We start from the raw sequence: 16,799 nt of genomic DNA on the forward strand, positions 1-16,799 counted from the left end.
GGTCATTCGGCAGCTTCCTTTTTCCGGGCCGGATCACGGGCAAAGCGCAGCGAGACCCGGGCGCCGCCTTCGGGCGCGCTCGAGAATGCCATTTCACCGCCGTGTTCCTCGACAATCTTGTTCACGATCGCCAGGCCCAGGCCCGTGCCCTTGTCCCGTGTGGTGACATAGGGCTCTACGATGCGTTCCCGGTCACTCGGCAGGCCGACTCCATTGTCCTCGATGGCTACGAAGAAATTGTCCTCGTCTGCCGTGACACGCACCCGGATCCGGCCGCGGTAATCGGGCTCTGCATCGCGGCTGCGGCTTTCCACCGCCTCCACAGCGTTTTTCATGACATTGGTCAGAGCCTGCCCGACCTGATGGCGATCGCACATAATGGTGACGGACAGGTCATCATCGCTGCTGAGCTTGAAGTCGATCTGGGAGTGAGCGACCTCCTGCAGGAACATCGCCTGACGCACCAGATCGAGCGCGTTTTCGGGCCGGAAAACTGGCTTCGGCAAACGGGCAAAGGAAGAGAATTCGTCCACCATCTTGCGCAGGTCGCCAACCTGGCGGACAATCGTGCTGGTGAGTTCATCGAACAGTTCGCCATCTTGCTCGATCTGCTTGCGGTACCGTCGCATCAGCCGCTCTGTCGCGAGCTGGATCGGCGTCAGCGGGTTCTTGATCTCGTGGGCGATCCTGCGCGCGACATCCGACCATGCCGCCTGCCGCTGATCGAGCAGCTGGCGGGTGATATCCTCGAACGTAATGACCCGGCCGTTGGTGGTGGCGGTGGCTCTGACCGCCAGCGTCAGCAGGTCGCTACCACGCGAATGGCTGACAATGCCGCTTTCATCGGGCCCCTCCAGCATTGCTGCAATCTGCGGGGCCAGATCGGCCAGCATCATCGGGCCATGTCCGGGAAATTCGTTTCCGAACAGGAGCGACTGCGCCGGGCCATTCATGAGCTGGATGCGGCCCTCCTGATCGACCGAGACCACCCCGGCGGAGACCGATTCCAGCACCGTTTCCATGAAAGCCCGGCGATCATCGAGTTGCCGGTTTGCTCCCACCAATGCATCGGTCTGCCGTTCGATCTGGGCAGTCATCCGGTTGAAGGCGCGGTTGAGCAGGCCGATCTCGTCTGCGCCGGTGCGCCCCTCGACCCGCATGGCGAAATTGCCCGCGCCCACTTCCCGCGCCGCGGCAACCAGATCGGTCAGCGGCTCGACCTGGCGGTCAGCGAACCGCAGCGCGAACCACACGGCCATGCCAACTAGGCCGATGGAGGCAAAGAAAAGGGCGAGATTGAAACGCAGCTGCAGCGCCCGCGCCCGCTTGGTCAGGGTCTCGTAATTCGCGGCAATATCCTGCGCCCGTTCCCACGAGTTGAACGATATCGCTTCCGAATTGCGGGCATTGTAGAGGAAAACCCCGCTGGACAGGTCAATCGGGGCGAGCGCTTCCAGCTTTGCCTCCGTAGCCTGAACCACCACGCCTTGCCCGTCCCGCAACTGGCCGACCATTGCGCTCCCGAACCGGCCCGGTTCGCTACCCTGGGTCAGGTTGTAGGTCGCAACAGTCCGCAGGCTGCCATCCTCTATCGCCTGGAGGATCGCTGTCTCGTTGATGTCGCGCCCTTGCATCTGGAGGTTCACAAAATCGACGAACTCGCGCCCGGTAAAGGATACCTGCCGGGTGTTGTCGAAGTAGAAGCGCAGGTCGCTGGCCATGGTGGTGGTTTCTTCGGCCACCTCCAGCTGGTTCTGCTCGTAATATTCCCGTGCCAGTTCGTTGGCATTGCGCATCAGGCCGCGTGAATCGTCCGAGAACCAGAAATCGACCCCCGATTGGAAAAGGATTGCGGCAAAGGCCGAAACCAGCAGCGTGGGGATAGCCGCCACCAGCGAGAAGAAGAACACCAGCCGCACATGCATCCGGGCCGTGCTGCCGGCCGCGCGCCGGTTGGCTACCCGCCGACCGATCAGCACAACCAGGGCCAGCGCCGGGATCAGGGTCCCGATGAGCAAGGATGCAACCTGGACTGAAGGAAGCAGGCCGCTTTCCGGCGCGGCCGAGAAAGCGAGGTATGTCGCTCCGACCATCAGCACGAAGGACAGTGCCGCCGCCGCCTCGAGCCAGGCGAAGAAATTGGCCCGGCGGAGCGTGACCATGAGCCGTCGCCAGAGGCGCGGAGTGCTGCGGGCGGTCATGGTCTGCGTTTCGGCCATCGTTGCAAGATTACAACGCTGGTGTTGCAAGTATGCAAGGGAAATCTGCCGAACCGCCCGCTACGCCGGTCGGATTTCGATGTCAGATCGAAAACTGGTCTGCTTCGATGGCCAGCTCACCCAGCCGCTTCCGCAGCGTGTTGCGGTTTATGCCGAGCAGACGAGCCGCACGGAGCTGGTTTCCCCCCGTCTGGCGCAGCGCGTGCTCGAACAGCGGACGCTCGAACGCGGCCAGCGATGCATGGTACAGCGCGCCTTCGCGCGGGGCCGCTTCCGCCAACCAGACGCGCAAGGCTTCGGCAAACCCGCCATCGGTGGCGGTCGGTCGGGAAGCGAGCGCATCGCCGATCATTTCGCGGACACTTTGCGCGTCGATCACGTCTTCACGCGCCATGAGCGCGAGGCGGAACACCGCATTGCGCAGTTCGCGCACGTTGCCGCGCCAGGGATGGACCTTGAGGGCATCGACCGCCGAGGGATGAAGCGACCGCGAAGGCAGGCCTTCGGCCGCCGCAAGCCCCAGGAAGTGGCGGGCGAGCGGCTCGATATCCTCCACCCTGTCGCGCAACGGCGGCAACTGGATCGGTACGACGTTGAGCCGATAATAGAGATCTTCGCGAAACCGGCCTTCGCGGATCATCGGAGAAAGATCGCGGTTGGTCGCGGCGACAATGCGCACATCCACCGCGATTTCCTGCCGCCCGCCAACACGCCGGATCTTGCCCGATTGCAGCGCCCGCAGCAGCCGCGTCTGGGCGTCGGCCGGCATATCGCCGATCTCGTCGAGGAAAAGGGTGCCGCCATTGGCTTGCTCGAACTTGCCGATCGCCTGGTTTACGGCTCCGGTGAAGGCCCCCTTTTCGTGGCCGAACAGCTCGCTTTCGATCAGTTCTCCGGGGATTGCGGCGGTATTTACCGCTACGAACGGCCCCGTCTTGCGATGGCCAAGTTGATGGATTGCCTCGGCAACCAGTTCCTTACCGGTGCCGGATTCGCCCAGGATCAGCACGGTCAGATCGTTGCGCAAGACCCGGGTGATCATCCGGTAGACGCCCTGCATGGCCTGACTGCGCCCGACCATGGGCAGGCCCTCGGCCGGTTCCTCGCCCACCACTGGACGATCGGTGCCGCGTTCGGCCGCCTGGCGCACGGCGCGAATGAGTTCGTCGAGATCGAACGGCTTGGGGAAGTACTCGAAGGCGCCCGCGTCTGACGCGCGCACGGCGGTGTCGAGCGTGTTCTGGGCCGACAGGACGATGATCGGCATATCGGCGCGGTCAGCCACGATCCTGCCGAGGCCCTCAAGCCCGTCGCCATCCGCCAGCATGACATCGGTCAGCACGGCGCGGTAGCTGCCGGCAGCCAGCAGCCGGTCCCGCTCGGCCACGCTGTCGCAGCGGTCCACCTCGTAGCCTTCGTCGGCGAGGGCTGTTTCGATGACCGTGGCAATGGCGCTGTCGTCTTCGACCAGCAGGATGCGGTGTGCCATCAGCTCCGCTCCGTCGTTGCGACCGGAAGATGGACCCGGAAGTGGGTGAGGCCGGCGCGGCTGTCGCGCTCATGGCTGATGCGGCCGTTCATGTCCCGAACCTGCTTCTTGACCAGCGCCAGGCCGAGGCCCTGCCCGCCCTTTTTCGACGAAACGAACGGATCGAAGATCTGGCTGGCAATGTCCGGATCGATGCCCGCCCCATTGTCGCTGACCGTGATTTCAACGGGCAACTTGACCGCCCGGCCGAAGCGCACCGCATTCAGCACCAGGCCGCTGACGAAGCGGGTCCGCACGCGGACCATCGGTTCTTCGTCTGCCAGGGCCGCATCGCGGGCGTTGGCGAGCAGATTGACGAGGACTTGTTCCAGTGCATCGCGGCTGGCCAGCACCGGCGGGATCGAGGGGTCGAACTCTTCCTCCAGCACAATTTGCATCCCGCTGCCGGCGCGCAGGCTCTGACAGGCGCTGCGCACCACTTCGTGCAGGTTGAGCGGGGCAACCGGTTCAGGCGTGGCGCTGCCAAGCTGCTGCATCCGGTCGACCAGGCGGGCGATCCGGTCCACCTCATCCGCGATCACTGTGGCCAGCCGGCGGTCCTTGTCATCCAGCTTGCGTGCGATGAGCTGGCTCGCTCCGCGGATTGCGGCGAGCGGGTTCTTGATTTCATGGGCCAGCACGGCGGGGGTCCGCAACACGCCCTCGTTGTTCTCCGCACCGCTCATGTCATCCTGCCGGGCATCCGACAGGGTCACCACCCGCCAGCCCGGATGGGTCAGGATGGGCGACACGGTGAGGTTGATCTCCAGCACCCGGTCCCCCACGCGGATGGTGGTGCCCCGGGCAATGATCCGTGCGTCGCTGGCGGCCAGGCGTTCCATCAGGCGGCGCTCTTCGGGCACCAGCACTTCGAGCAGCGGCATGCCCGCGATCCGCGCCGCGCTCTTGCCCAGCAGTTCTTCGGCGGCATGGTTCGCCTCGATCACCCGCATTTCGGGATCGAGCAGCAACGCGGCGAAGATCAGCCCCTGAAGCTGGGCGTGGCCGTCTGGTGGCAGGACGGCCTCGCTCACGCTGCCTGGCGCCGCAGAAAGGGGGTGTAGAACCGCTCAAGCTCGTCCAGAACGCGTCGGGGATCGTCAACGAAGTTGACCATGTTGCGGAACTCGGCCGAGCCCGGCAGGCCCTTGGTGTACCAGCCGAGGTGCTTGCGCGCGATTTTCACGCCCACATCGTCACCATAGTGATCGAGCATCCGGCTGTAGTGTTCGACCATGACCTCGTACTGCTCGTCGATATCGGGGTCCGCCAGAACCTGGCCAGTCCGCCACCAGTGCATGACCTGGCCGAGCAGCCACGGCTTGCCATAGGCACCCCGCCCGATCATCAGCCCGTCCGCGCCCGACTGCTCCAGCGCGGAGGCGGCATCGGCAATGGTGCAGATGTCCCCGTTGACGATTACCGGGATGGACACCGCATCCTTGACCCGGCGGACGAAAGCCCAGTCGGCCGAACCCTTGTACATCTGGTTGCGGGTGCGGCCGTGGACGGTGATCATCTTCACGCCGATATCCTCGGCAATCCGGGCAAGTTCGGGGGCGTTGAGGCTGTCATGATCCCACCCCATCCGCATCTTGACCGTGACCGGCACGGAGACGGCCCTGACCGTTTCCTCCATCAGCTTCTTGGCAAGCGGCACCTCGCGCATCAGCGCGCTGCCGGCCATGCCATTGGTCACCTTGCGGACAGGGCAGCCGAAGTTGATATCGATCACCTGCGCACCGCGGTCCTGGTTGAGCCGCGCTGCCTCACCCATGCTGACCGGATCACATCCGACCAGTTGCATGGACACCGGCTCCTCCACCGGATCCCAGGCCGCCTTCTGAATGCTCTGCCGGGTTTCGCGGATGGCCGCCTGGGTGGCAATCATCTCGGTTACGTTGAGGCCGGAGCCATAGCGCCGCACCAGTGTGCGAAACGGCATGTCGGTGACCCCGGTCATCGGGGCCAGCACGACAGGTGTTTCGATCTGGACGGGTCCGATGGCAATGGGCCGGAGCGTCGGTGGGGCAGGAAGCGCGGTCATGATCAGGGGTGCCTAAAATTTGGGCAGCGCATAGTCCATTGCAGCGGGTGCTGCAAGCGGCTAGCCCGCGCGCAGAGATGACGCAGCCCTCCCCCTTCCCCTCATTCGCGGCCATCGTGGTTGCCGCCGGCAAAGGCGTCCGTGCCGGTCAGCCCTTGCCCAAGCAGTTCGCGCCTTGGCGGGGCAAGCCAGTGGTGCGGCATTCGGTGGAGCGTCTGCTTGCTGCCGGAGCGAGCCGGGTCGTGATCGCCATTCCTGAAAATGGCCAGCAGGCCATGGCAGAAGCACTGGCGGGGCTTGAGCCGGTGGCGTTCGTGACCGGAGGGCAGACCCGCCAGCAATCGGTCCGGCTTGCACTGGAAGTTCTGGCTTCAGCTCCGCCGGAACGGGTGCTGATACACGATGCTGCCCGGCCGGATCTGCCCCGTACGGTCGTGGCTCGGCTGCTGGTCGCGCTTGAGAGCCATGCCGGCGCGATCCCGGTCCTGCCCGTGGTGGACAGTCTGGCGGTTGCACACAACGGGCTCATGGCCGGTGCCGCCCCGCGCGAGGCGCTTCGCCGGGTCCAGACCCCCCAGGCCTTCCGGTTTGGGCAAATCCTTGCGGCCCACCAGGCTTGGCAAGGCGCCCCCGACGCCGGGGACGATGCCCAGGTGCTGCGTGCAGCATGTCTCGACGTGGCGCTGGTCGAGGGTGACGAGCGCCTCAGGAAACTGACCTTTGCGGAGGACTTCGTGAGTGCTGCCCCGGCCTTCAGGATCGGAACCGGCTATGACGTCCACCGGTTGGCCGCTGGCGAGGAGCTCTGGCTCGCCGGGGTGCGGATAGAGCACAGCCATGGCCTCGCCGGCCATAGCGATGCCGATGTTGCGCTCCACGCTCTGGTCGATGCCCTCCTCGGTGCGATTGCCCAGGGCGATATCGGCAGCCATTTCCCGCCGAGCGACCCCCAGTGGAAGGGCGCGGACTCCGCCCGGTTTGTCGAGCACGCGGCATCACTCGTGCGTCATGCCGGGTACATGGTCGGCAACGTAGATCTGACGATCATTTGCGAAGCGCCCCGAATTGGCCCCCATCGGGACGCGATGCGTGCGAGCATTGCGAGGCTCTTGGCGATCAGTATTGACCGCGTTAGCGTGAAGGCCACCACGACCGAGCGGCTCGGTTTCACCGGGCGCGAGGAAGGCATCGCGGCGCAGGCCGTGGCGACTGTTTTCAAGGAAGGATAGCAGCATGACGTCACTTCGAACCAAGGTGCTGGCTCTCGGTCTCGGGCTTGCAGCCCTTGCGCAGCACCAGGTTGCCTTTGCCCAGGCCGGCGCACAGGCTTGCATCGCGCAGGCCGATGTGTCCGACGCTGTTGTCTATGCCATGCCGATCCTCACCAAGGCTGTGCAGACCAAATGTGAGGGAACGCTGTCATCTTCAGGTTTCATGGCCAGAAAAGGGACTGCATTCGTTGCGCCTTATCTGAAGCAACAGCCTGCGGCGTGGCCGGGAGCGCTGCGGATGCTGTCGCAGTTTGCCGGAACGGACAAAGACGGTGCGGAGATGATGGCGATGTTTGGCTCACTCCCGGCTGAAACCGTCCGTCCGCTGTTCGACGCGATTATCGAGCAGAAGGTTGCCGAGGAAATCAAGGTTGCCGATTGCGGCAAGATCGAGCGCGGCGTGGAACTGCTGGCACCGCTTCCGCCGGAGAACGTCAGCGGGCTGGTGACCTTCCTGATGGACCTGGCCAAGGTTGACAATCCCAAGATCTGCCCGGCTACGAACTGATGTCTGACGGCCTGCTTCCGCCGGAAATTCTCGACCTTGCCCGCAGGGTGGTTGAGGCCAACCTGGCTGCCGGGCGCAAGGTGGCGCTGGCGGAAAGCTGCACTGGCGGGCTGGTGGCCGGCGCCCTGACCGAGATCGCGGGCTCCTCTTCGGTTCTGGAGCGGGGCTACGTGACCTACTCCAACGAGTCCAAGATGGAGATGCTCGGCGTGCCGAGCGACATCATCGAAACCTTCGGCGCGGTCTCCATCGCCTGCGCCTGGGCCATGGCAGAAGGGGCACTCAAGCGCAGCCACGCGGACGTGGCGGTGGCCATCAGCGGCGTGGCCGGGCCCGGCGGCGGGACTCTGCACAAGCCGGTCGGCACGGTGGTGTTTGCCCGCGTGGTGCGCGGCGATGGTGGCAAGCCCGAAGGCGAACTGAAGAACTTCGGCGACCTGGGCCGCGCCGGGGTGCGCTGTCAGGCGACGCTTTGCGCGCTGGAATTGCTATTGCCGTAGAGCGCATCGGCGCGGGCTTCGAATGCGGTCACCATCTTGCGGAAAGCGCGGTCGAAATACTGCCCGGCCAGAGCTTCGAACACCCGGTTGCGGAAGGTGAATTCGACCTCGAAATCGATCCGGCAACCGCCTTCGGGCAGATCCTCGAACCGCCAGATGTTGTCGAGATCCCGCAGCGGCCCGTCGACGTAGATGACTTCGATCTTGCCGGGCCGCTCTTTCAGGACGCGGGAGGTGAAACTCTCCCGCAGGCTCTTGAAGCCGACTACCATGTCGGCAATCATTTCGCTCTCGCTGTCAGACCGGATCCGGGTAGCCACCACCCAGGGCAGAAATTCCCTGTAGTTGGCCACATCGGCGACCAGATCGAACATCTGGGCCGCGCTGTAGGGCACCGTCCTCTGTTCGCGGATGCCCGGCATCAGCCGCGTCCTTTGGCCAGCTTTGTTTCGCGGGCGGCCTTCATCTGGGCGAAATCGTCGCCCGCATGGTAGCTCGACCGGGTCAGCGGGCTGGCTGCCACCTGCAGGAAGCCCTTTGCCCGCGCAATCGCGCCGTATGCGGCGAAGGCCTTGGGCGTGACGAAATCCTCGACCTTGGCATGGCGCGGGGTCGGCTGGAGATATTGCCCCATGGTGATGAAATCGACATCGGCACTACGCATGTCATCCATCACCTGATGAACTTCCAGCCGCTGCTCACCCAGCCCCAGCATGATGCCGGACTTGGTGAAGATCATCGGATCGTGGTGCTTGACCTCTTCCAGCAGCCGGAGCGATGCGTAGTAACGCGCACCGGGGCGAATGGTGGGATAGAGCCGGGGTACGGTTTCGAGGTTGTGGTTGTAGACATCCGGCCCGGCTTCGCAGATCGCCTCGACGGCCGGGCGCATCTTGCCCCTGAAATCGGGGGTCAGGATTTCGATCGTGGTGCCTGGTGTCTCGCGCCGCAGGGCCTTGATCACCTTGACGAACTGCCCCGCCCCGCCGTCTGGCAGGTCATCCCGGTCAACCGACGTGATGACGATGTGCTCGAGACCCATTTTGCCCGCCGCAATGGCGACATTGTCCGGTTCCATGGGATCGACCGTGCGGGGCATCCCCGTCTTGACGTTGCAGAACGCGCAGGCGCGGGTGCAAACGTCGCCCAGGATCATGACCGTCGCGTGCTTCTTGCTCCAGCACTCGCCGATATTCGGGCAGGCGGCTTCCTCGCACACCGTGTTGAGATTGAGATCGCGCATCAGGCGGCGCGTCTCGTGATAGCCTTCGCTGGTCGGCGCCTTGACGCGGATCCAGTCCGGCTTGCGCTGGCGTGCCGGACGCTCTGTTTCGGTCTGGGGTGCGCTCGAGAGGTCGTTCATGCCACGCCATCTAGGCTCGCCAAGGCACTGACGCAATGGTGAGTATGGGGCGCGTATGGGGCGCGTATGGGGCGTTTATCGGGCGTTTCTGACAGGGTGTGGGGAAGAAACCGCCTGCAGGATTGCCGTAACGGCAAGCCTCGATTAGCGGAGCACCATGGACGCGACAGTTATCCAGACTTTCACCTCTCCGGTCGTGCTGTTCTTTGTGCTGGGGCTGCTTGCGGCGTTTGCGAGGTCGGACCTCGCGATTCCTGAGGCCATTGCCAAGGGCATGTCGCTCTATCTCATGGCCGCCATCGGGCTGAAGGGCGGCGTGGCGGTGGCAGAGTCCGGCATTGATTCGAGCGTGCTGAGCGCCCTGCTGATCGGAGTGGCAGCCAGTTTTCTGCTGCCGCTGATTGCCAATGCGCTGCTGCGCGGCTTTGGCAAGCTCGACCGCATCAACGCGGGCGCAGTGGCAGCCCATTACGGGTCAGTCAGTGTGGTGACCTATGTCACCGCGGTCGAGATCCTCACGGCGTCGTCGCTGGTTCCGCAGGGGTACATGGTCGCGGTACTTGCCGCGATGGAGACGCCGGCGATCCTCACCGGTCTGCTTCTGGCGCGCGGATTGGCCAGCCAGCCAGGGCGTGGACGGGGCGAACTGTTCCACGAAGTGTTCCTCAACGCTTCGGTCGTGCTGCTGCTGGGCGCCTTTGCGATCGGCATGATCGCGGGGCCGGATGGCTTTGCCGAGGTATCACCGTTCTTCAATGCGGGCTTCAAGGGCGTCTTGTGTCTGTTCCTGCTCGACATGGGCCTGATTGCCGCGCGGCGGATGATGGCCTCAAGATCGGTCACCTGGCGGCTCGCCACGATTGCCATCGCGCTGCCCCTGGTCAATGGCGCGCTCGGAACGCTGGCGGGCCATGCGATCGGGCTGGACCTGGGCTCGACCGCTGCCTTCGGGGTCCTGTGCGCCAGCGCCAGCTATATCGCGGTGCCGGCGGCCATGCGCCTTGCCCTGCCTGAAGCGGATCCGGGCATTTACCTGACCATGTCGCTCAGCATCACTTTCCCGTTCAACATTCTCGTCAACATTGGCCTCATCACTGCATTTGCGACCATGCTGGCGGGAGAAGCCGCACCATTCCCATGATAGAAGCTGCCCCATGATCGAAACCGTCATCCGCAAGCGGATCGAAATCCTCGCCGATTCGGCTCTCGCCCGCCGGGTGACAGACGCGATCGACCGCGCCGGGATAACCGGCTGGACGGTCACTCCGGTGACCTCCGGCAAGGGGCGTGACGGGCAGTGGCGCGAAGAGCGGGTGCTGGGCACCGACAAGGTCTTCGTCCTCACCATTGCGCCGCAGGAAAAGGCCATGGCGCTGGCGGAAGACCTCGCCCCGATCCTTTCCAGCCATGGCCTGCTGCTGACCATGTGGGACGTCGAGGTTATCCGGGGGGAGCGGTTCTGATGCCAGAGTTTTCCCAGCTTCTCGAAGGTTACCGCCGGTTCCGCGAACACGGCTATCCCCAGCAGCGCGCCCGGTTTGACCGCCTTGCGGCAGAAGGACAGAGCCCCAAGTTGATGATCATCGGCTGCTCGGACAGCCGGGTCGATCCCGCCCAGATATTCGACGTCGATCCGGGCGAGATTTTCGTGGTCCGCAATGTCGCCGCACTGGTCCCTCCATTCGAGACTTCACCGGGCCTGCACGGCGTTTCGGCCGCGCTGGAATTTGCGGTCCAGGTGCTCAGGGTGCGGCAGATCGTGGTCATGGGGCATGGCATGTGCGGCGGTTGCCGCGCTGCGCTGACTCAGGAACTGCACGGCGCCCGGCCCGGCGAAGGCGGCTTCATCGCCGACTGGATCCACCTGCTCGACGAGGCGCGTGCTCCGATTGCAGCCATGCACGGAACCGAAGGGCGCGAGGCCGAGCGGGCGATGGAACTGGCCGGGGTCCGGGTCAGCCTCGACAATCTGCGCACCTTCCCTTGCATCCGTGAGAAGGAGGCGAACGGAGAGCTGAAGCTGCGCGGCACATTCTTCGCGATTTCCGAAGGCGTGCTGCACGTGCTTAACGATGACACCGGGGATTTCGAGCCGGTCAGCTAACGTGCTTGCACTCTGAGGGTGTCGCAGTCAGGAGTAACCGATGGCTGAAACTTCCCTCAAGAATATCGCTCTGCTGATCGATGCCGACAACACCTCGCCCAAGGGCATCGACCCGGTGCTTACGGTCATGGCCGAACTGGGGCAGGTGAACATCAAGCGGGCCTATGGCAACTTTGCCAAGAACAACCTGGCCCGGTGGGACCAGATCACCCACAAATACGGAATTAGGCCGCAGCAGCAGTTTGACCTGACCGCAGGCAAGAACGCGACTGACATGGCGATGACCATCGACGCGATCGACCTGTTGTATCAGGGCAAGGTGGACGGGTTCGGGATCATGAGTTCTGACAGCGACTTCACCCCTCTGGTGACGCGGCTGCGGCAGGATGGCCTGATCGTCTACGGCTTTGGCAGCAAGGAAAAGACCCCGGTCGCGTTCCAGTCCGCCTGCACCCGGTTCATCGATATCGATGCGCTGATACGTGACGCCAAGGACGAACCCGAACCGGGCAAGCCGGTTGCCACACCTGCCAAGGCGGTGATCGATGAAGACCTGATCGAATTGCTTGGCACGGCCTGGAAAGCGGCCAAGCGCGACGAGAACGGCTTTGCCTCGCTCAGCGAGATCGGCAAGATTGCCGGCAACCGGTCAAGCTTCGACGTGCGCAACTTCGGCTACAAACGCCTGTCCGATCTGTTCGCGACGCTGGACCAGTTCAAGGTGGAGCGACGGGAGAACGGCCACTATTACGCGCGCCGCCTGCGCTGACACGAAAAAGGGGCACGGGACCGATTGCCCCGCGCCCCTCTTCGGTTTTTACCGCTTGCTCAGCGGTCAGGTTGCCGGAGCGGACTTCTGCTGAGCGTAGAGCGTCCAGAGATCGGCGATGTTTTTGCGCGAGCCATCCACCTTGGCGAAGGTTTCGATCGCCTCGGCTGTCTTGCCCTGCTCAGCCTGAGCAATGCCGAGCCGGGTCAGCACACGGCCAAGGTCAGCCCCGGGCTTGGTCGCAGCGATGGAATACATCGCTTCGGCCTTGGCCCAGTCCTGGTAGCTGAGGAAAGCATCGCCCGCAGCCGTTGCCGTCAGGGCGGTCGAACCCGGCTTCATGGCGTCGCGCTCAAGCGCCGGCATGTCTGCCCGGTCTGCGGCAATCCGCGCATTGGCAATCGTGCTGGCTTCGTTGACGAACACATCACCCGAGGTGAGCTTGCCGGACGAAACACCCGCCTCGACTACCCGCTTGACCTCGCCCGGCAGGCGCCTTGGATCGGCGGCCTCGATGTAATCGACATAGGACCGGGTATCACGCAGGGCGTTGGTGCGCGCGGCAAGGCGAAGCAGGTCCAGCGTGTGCTGGGCATCGTAATCGACCATGTTGCGCTGGATCGCGATTGCGTCGCCCCAGCTGGTGTCAGACGGGAAGTGCCTCACGAACAGCGTGCCGAATTCGACTGCTGAGTCGGCCTGGCCGTTGGTGTAAGCCACCGACAAGCCGCGGGTAATCCACGATTGCGGCACCGGTTGGCCAGCGGCCACGCGCTGGGCAATCTGCTGGCGCAGGTAATCGAACCCGCCGGCATAGTTTTCTGCATCGAAATAGGTCTCGGCCATCATGCCGCGCATGTCGTCAGGGCCGAAAGTGCGGGTCGTCCCGTCTGTCAGCTTGCCTTCGAAAGTATGGCCGAGGTCGATGGCGGACGCGAGATATTTGCGAGCGGACTCGGCATTTCCGGCCTGCGACGCCAGCTGATAGGCGATGTAATTGAACTGTCCCAGCTTGGCCGGATCGGTCTTGCCGCTGGCGATCATCATTTCCACGCCCTGCATCTGCAAGGCCTGATCGGACAGGGCTGCACCGAGATTGAACACCAGGCCGCCTGCCGCATTGCGATCATCATCGGTTTCGATGGCGGCCAGCACCGTCGGCACCTGGGCCTTGGCACCCTGGTTGTCGCCAGACTTGGTCAAAGCCTCCGCCGCAGTATAAGCGGCAATGAAGCCCTTGGAATAGTTGGGCTTGCCCGAGGTATCTTCCTTCTTCTTCTTTTGCGCGGCAGCCGGCGCCTCAAGCGCGACCATGCCGAGCGCGCTGCCGCACATCAGGGCAAGGGCGAGCGCCGCACTGGCTCCCGGACGGCGGCTGGTGTTGCGGGTAAATGCGAACATCTGGGTGTCTCCCAAGGGTAGTTAAAAGGTGTGTCTGGCAGGGTCGTAGCCTGGCGACTTGCTAGTGCCGCGTCAGCCCCCGCATTGCAACGGCCTATCGCCGCCCCGGGCTGAACGCGCTTTGAATGGCCTGTGCAGGTGCGGTTCGGACCGGGCGCTTCGGCAACCCCAGCGAGGTGTGGAAAAATTCGCCGCGTGCCAGCGATTTGGCAAGACGAAGGTGGCGATTTGCGCCCCCTTCACCTAGGGTGGATTTTCGCAGGAAAACCTGTCCGCAATGACGGAAATGGAACTATCTTGACCGACGCCACCGATACCCTTTCCCCGCCATCCGCGCCTGACGAATTCGAACGGATCGATATCGTCGACGAGATGAAGACCAGCTACCTCGATTACGCGATGAGCGTGATCGTGAGCCGCGCCCTGCCCGACGTGCGCGATGGTCTGAAACCGGTGCATCGGCGCATCCTGTTCGCCAGCCAGGAAGGCGGCTTTGTCGCCGGGCGGCCCTATCGCAAGAGCGCCAAGATCGTTGGTGACGTGATGGGTAACTACCACCCGCACGGCGATTCCGCGATCTACGAAGCCTTGGCGCGGATGACGCAGGACTGGTCGATGCGGGTGCCGCTGGTCGATGGTCAGGGCAACTTCGGCTCGATGGACCCCGATCCGCCGGCCTCGATGCGTTACACCGAAGCGCGCCTCGCCCGCGTCGCCAACAGCCTGCTCGACGATCTTGACAAGGACACCGTCGATTTCGCTGAAAACTATGATGGTTCCCGGCAGGAGCCGACCGTTCTGCCGGCCCGCTTCCCCAACCTGCTGGTCAATGGCGCAGGCGGGATCGCGGTCGGCATGGCGACCAATATCCCGCCGCACAACCTGGGCGAAGTGATCGACGGCTGCCTCGCCTATATGGAGAACCCGTTCATCACCAGCGAGGAGCTGTTCCAGATCATTCCCGGCCCGGACTTTCCCACGGCCCCGCTGATCCTGGGTCAGTCTGGCGCCCGCTCTGCCTATACCACCGGTCGCGGCTCGATCATCATGCGGGCGCGCCACATGATCGAGAAATCGCGCGGTGACCGCGAAAGCATCGTGCTGACTTCGATGCCTTACCAGGTCGGCAAGTCCGGCCTGGTCGAGAAGATCGCGGAAGCAGCCAAGGACAAGCGGATCGAAGGCGTTTCCGACATCCGCGACGAATCCAGCCGCGAAGGCGTGCGGGTGGTGGTGGACCTGAAACGCGACGCGACGGCAGAAGTCGTGCTCAACCAGATCTGGCGCTTTACCCCTGCCCAGTCGAGCTTCCCGGCCAACATGCTGGCGATCCGGGGCGGTCGCCCCGAAACGCTGACCCTGCGCGACATCATTCAGGCGTTCATCACCTTCCGCGAGGAAGTGATCACCCGCCGTACCAAGTTCGAGCTGAACAAGGCGCGCGAGCGGGCGCATATCTTGCTGGGCCTGGTCGTGGCAGTGTCCAACCTTGACGAGATCGTCGCGATCATCCGCGGGTCGTCCAACCCGGCCGAGGCGAGGGGCAAGCTGCTGGTGCGCGAATGGCCTATCGGCAACATCGCCCAGTACATCCGCCTGGTCGAGGCGATCGAGCCCGATGCCGAACAATCCGGCGGTACCTACCGTTTGAGCGAGCGGCAGGTGAAGGCCATCCTCGAACTGCGCCTCCATCGGCTGACCGCGCTGGGACGCGATGAAATCGGCGACGAGCTGAAAGTGCTGGCCGACGCAATTGCGGAATATCTCGCCATCCTGGGTGACCGGGTCAAACTCTACGCGGTTATGCGAGAGGAGCTGATGGAAATCCGCGAGCTCTACGCTACGCCGCGCGTCAGCGAGATCGCCCCGGCGTGGGACGGGCTGGAAGACGAGGACCTGATCGAGCGGGACGAGATGGTCGTGACCGTCACCCATGACGGCTACATCAAGCGCACGCCGCTTTCGACCTTCCGTGCCCAGCATCGCGGCGGCAAGGGGCGCAGCGGAATGGCCACCAAGGACGAGGATGCGGTGCGCGAGATGTTCGTCACCAGCACCCACAATCCGGTGCTGTTCTTCTCCACCCACGGCAAGGTCTATCGCCTGAAAGTGTGGAAGCTGCCCGAAGGCGGGCCAACCACGCGGGGGCGCCCGATCGTCAATCTTCTGCCTGCGCTGGACACCGGGGAGACCATCCGCACTGTCCTGCCGCTGCCGGAAGACGAAAGCACCTGGGGTGCGCTGTCGGTCGTGTTCGCCACGGCTAAGGGCAATGTCCGGCGCAACAGCATGGATGCCTTTGCCAACATCCCGTCGAACGGTAAGTACGCGATGCGTTTCGACGATGACAGCGACGATCGCCTGATCGGCGTTGCCCTGCTCGATGCCTCGGACGACGTGCTGCTCGCCACCCGCGCGGGCAAGGCGATCCGGTTCGCCGGGGACGAAGTCCGGGAATTCACCTCGCGCACTTCGACCGGCGTGCGCGGAATGCTGCTGAAGGGTGATGACGAGGTCGTCTCCCTGTCGATCCTGCACAAGGTCGGCGCCGACAGCGAAGAGCGCGAGCAATACCTGCGCTTCGCCCCTTGGAAGGGCGACAAAGAAGGCGAGCCCGAGCTTGCGCCGGAACGCTACGAAGAACTGGCGGCGCGGGAACAGTTCATCCTGACCGTCTGCGCCAATGGTTACGGCAAGCTTTCGTCCGCTTATGAATACCGCCGCACCGGGCGTGGCGGGCAAGGCATTACCAACATCGACAACATTGCCCGCAACGGGCCGGTTGTCGCCAGCTTCCCGGCGACCCCGTCGGATCAGTTGCTGCTGGTGACCGACCAGGCCAAGCTGATCCGGATCGGGTTGCACACCTTGCGGGTAATCGGGCGCGGCTCGGCCGGTGTTCGCCTGTTCGATGTGTCCGACGGCGAAAACGTGGTCAGCGCGGTTCGGATCGACGAGCAGGAAGAACCGGAAAATCCGGCTGAGGAAGCCATCGTCGAGGAAATGGCCGGACGCACGACCGACGCCATCGTGCCGGAGGCTTCAGCATCTGGCGATGACGCAGGCGGTACAGACGGCGAATAAGCGCT

At 64.0% G+C, this 16,799-nt stretch carries 15 protein-coding genes; 8 read left to right on the forward strand and 7 right to left on the reverse strand.

The features are described 5' to 3' along the window. Nucleotides 1–2 precede the first annotated feature (2 nt). From U4960_RS08400 to dusB, 4 genes are all read right to left on the reverse strand, one after another. The gene (locus U4960_RS08400; protein WP_324260203.1) at nt 3–2,219 is read right to left on the reverse strand and encodes a sensor histidine kinase; all 2,217 of its coding nucleotides are present in this window, start codon (nt 2,217–2,219) and stop codon (nt 3–5) included. Between the two features lie 82 nt (nt 2,220–2,301). Continuing rightward, the gene (locus tag U4960_RS08405; protein ID WP_324260204.1) at nt 2,302–3,708 is read right to left on the reverse strand and encodes a sigma 54-interacting transcriptional regulator; all 1,407 of its coding nucleotides are present in this window, start codon (nt 3,706–3,708) and stop codon (nt 2,302–2,304) included. After that, nucleotides 3,708–4,781: a two-component system sensor histidine kinase NtrB gene (locus U4960_RS08410; protein WP_324260205.1), complete on the reverse strand. Its 1,074-nt coding sequence runs from the start codon at nt 4,779–4,781 to the stop codon at nt 3,708–3,710. Before U4960_RS08410 ends, U4960_RS08405 begins: the two co-directional genes overlap by 1 nt. After that, the gene (gene dusB, locus U4960_RS08415; RefSeq protein ID WP_324260206.1) at nt 4,778–5,794 is read right to left on the reverse strand and encodes a tRNA dihydrouridine synthase DusB; all 1,017 of its coding nucleotides are present in this window, start codon (nt 5,792–5,794) and stop codon (nt 4,778–4,780) included. Before dusB ends, U4960_RS08410 begins: the two co-directional genes overlap by 4 nt. A 77-nt stretch (nt 5,795–5,871) precedes the next feature. Between dusB and U4960_RS08420 the strand changes: the two genes are divergently transcribed. The 3 genes from U4960_RS08420 to U4960_RS08430 are packed head-to-tail and all read left to right on the forward strand — an operon-like array spanning nt 5,872 to nt 8,073. Beyond that, nucleotides 5,872–7,023, forward strand: coding sequence for a bifunctional 2-C-methyl-D-erythritol 4-phosphate cytidylyltransferase/2-C-methyl-D-erythritol 2,4-cyclodiphosphate synthase (locus U4960_RS08420; protein ID WP_324260207.1), 1,152 nt, complete (start codon nt 5,872–5,874; stop codon nt 7,021–7,023). A gap of 4 nt (nt 7,024–7,027) precedes the next feature. Continuing rightward, nucleotides 7,028–7,573: a hypothetical protein gene (locus U4960_RS08425; RefSeq protein WP_324260208.1), complete on the forward strand. Its 546-nt coding sequence runs from the start codon at nt 7,028–7,030 to the stop codon at nt 7,571–7,573. Beyond that, nucleotides 7,573–8,073 carry a CinA family protein gene (locus U4960_RS08430; protein WP_324260209.1) on the forward strand — a complete coding sequence of 167 codons (501 nt, stop codon included), beginning with the start codon at nt 7,573–7,575 and terminating at the stop codon, nt 8,071–8,073. Before U4960_RS08425 ends, U4960_RS08430 begins: the two co-directional genes overlap by 1 nt. Here U4960_RS08430 and U4960_RS08435 read toward each other — a convergent pair. Both U4960_RS08435 and lipA read right to left on the reverse strand, forming a co-directional pair. After that, on the reverse strand, nt 8,034–8,495 hold the full coding sequence (locus U4960_RS08435; protein ID WP_324260210.1) for a type II toxin-antitoxin system RatA family toxin: 462 nt from the start codon (nt 8,493–8,495) through the stop codon (nt 8,034–8,036). The genes U4960_RS08430 and U4960_RS08435 overlap by 40 nt on opposite strands. Beyond that, complete coding sequence (gene lipA, locus U4960_RS08440) at nt 8,495–9,436, reverse strand: lipoyl synthase (RefSeq protein ID WP_324260211.1); 942 nt, start codon at nt 9,434–9,436, stop codon at nt 8,495–8,497. Before lipA ends, U4960_RS08435 begins: the two co-directional genes overlap by 1 nt. 157 nt (nt 9,437–9,593) lie before the next feature. Here lipA and U4960_RS08445 point away from each other — a divergent pair, with 157 nt between their 5' ends. From U4960_RS08445 to U4960_RS08460, 4 genes are read left to right on the forward strand one after another with little or no spacing between them, the layout of a single operon-like run. Then, nucleotides 9,594–10,577, forward strand: a complete 984-nt coding sequence (locus tag U4960_RS08445; RefSeq protein ID WP_324260212.1) for a sodium-dependent bicarbonate transport family permease — start codon at nt 9,594–9,596, stop codon at nt 10,575–10,577. Nucleotides 10,578–10,590: 13 nt separating this feature from the next. Continuing rightward, a complete protein-coding gene (locus U4960_RS08450) occupies nt 10,591–10,899 on the forward strand; it encodes a P-II family nitrogen regulator (RefSeq protein ID WP_324260213.1) in 309 nt (102 codons plus the stop codon). Continuing rightward, entirely contained in the window at nt 10,899–11,540 is a 642-nt protein-coding gene (locus U4960_RS08455) for a carbonic anhydrase (protein WP_324260214.1), read from the forward strand. Before U4960_RS08450 ends, U4960_RS08455 begins: the two co-directional genes overlap by 1 nt. A gap of 40 nt (nt 11,541–11,580) precedes the next feature. Further along, nucleotides 11,581–12,309, forward strand: a complete 729-nt coding sequence (locus U4960_RS08460; protein WP_324260215.1) for an NYN domain-containing protein — start codon at nt 11,581–11,583, stop codon at nt 12,307–12,309. A 66-nt stretch (nt 12,310–12,375) separates the two neighbouring features. Here the strand turns inward: U4960_RS08460 and U4960_RS08465 are convergent, their stop codons facing one another. Continuing rightward, nucleotides 12,376–13,710: a hypothetical protein gene (locus U4960_RS08465; RefSeq protein WP_324260216.1), complete on the reverse strand. Its 1,335-nt coding sequence runs from the start codon at nt 13,708–13,710 to the stop codon at nt 12,376–12,378. Between the two features lie 297 nt (nt 13,711–14,007). On the opposite strand from U4960_RS08465, the gene gyrA reads away from it, so the two are divergent. After that, nucleotides 14,008–16,794 (forward strand): DNA gyrase subunit A, encoded by a 2,787-nt coding sequence (gene gyrA / locus U4960_RS08470; protein ID WP_324260217.1) that lies wholly within the window; start codon nt 14,008–14,010, stop codon nt 16,792–16,794. Nucleotides 16,795–16,799: the final 5 nt, after the last annotated feature.

It is taken from the genome of Altererythrobacter sp. H2, assembly GCF_035319885.1.
Classification (GTDB): Bacteria; Pseudomonadota; Alphaproteobacteria; order Sphingomonadales; family Sphingomonadaceae; genus 34-65-8.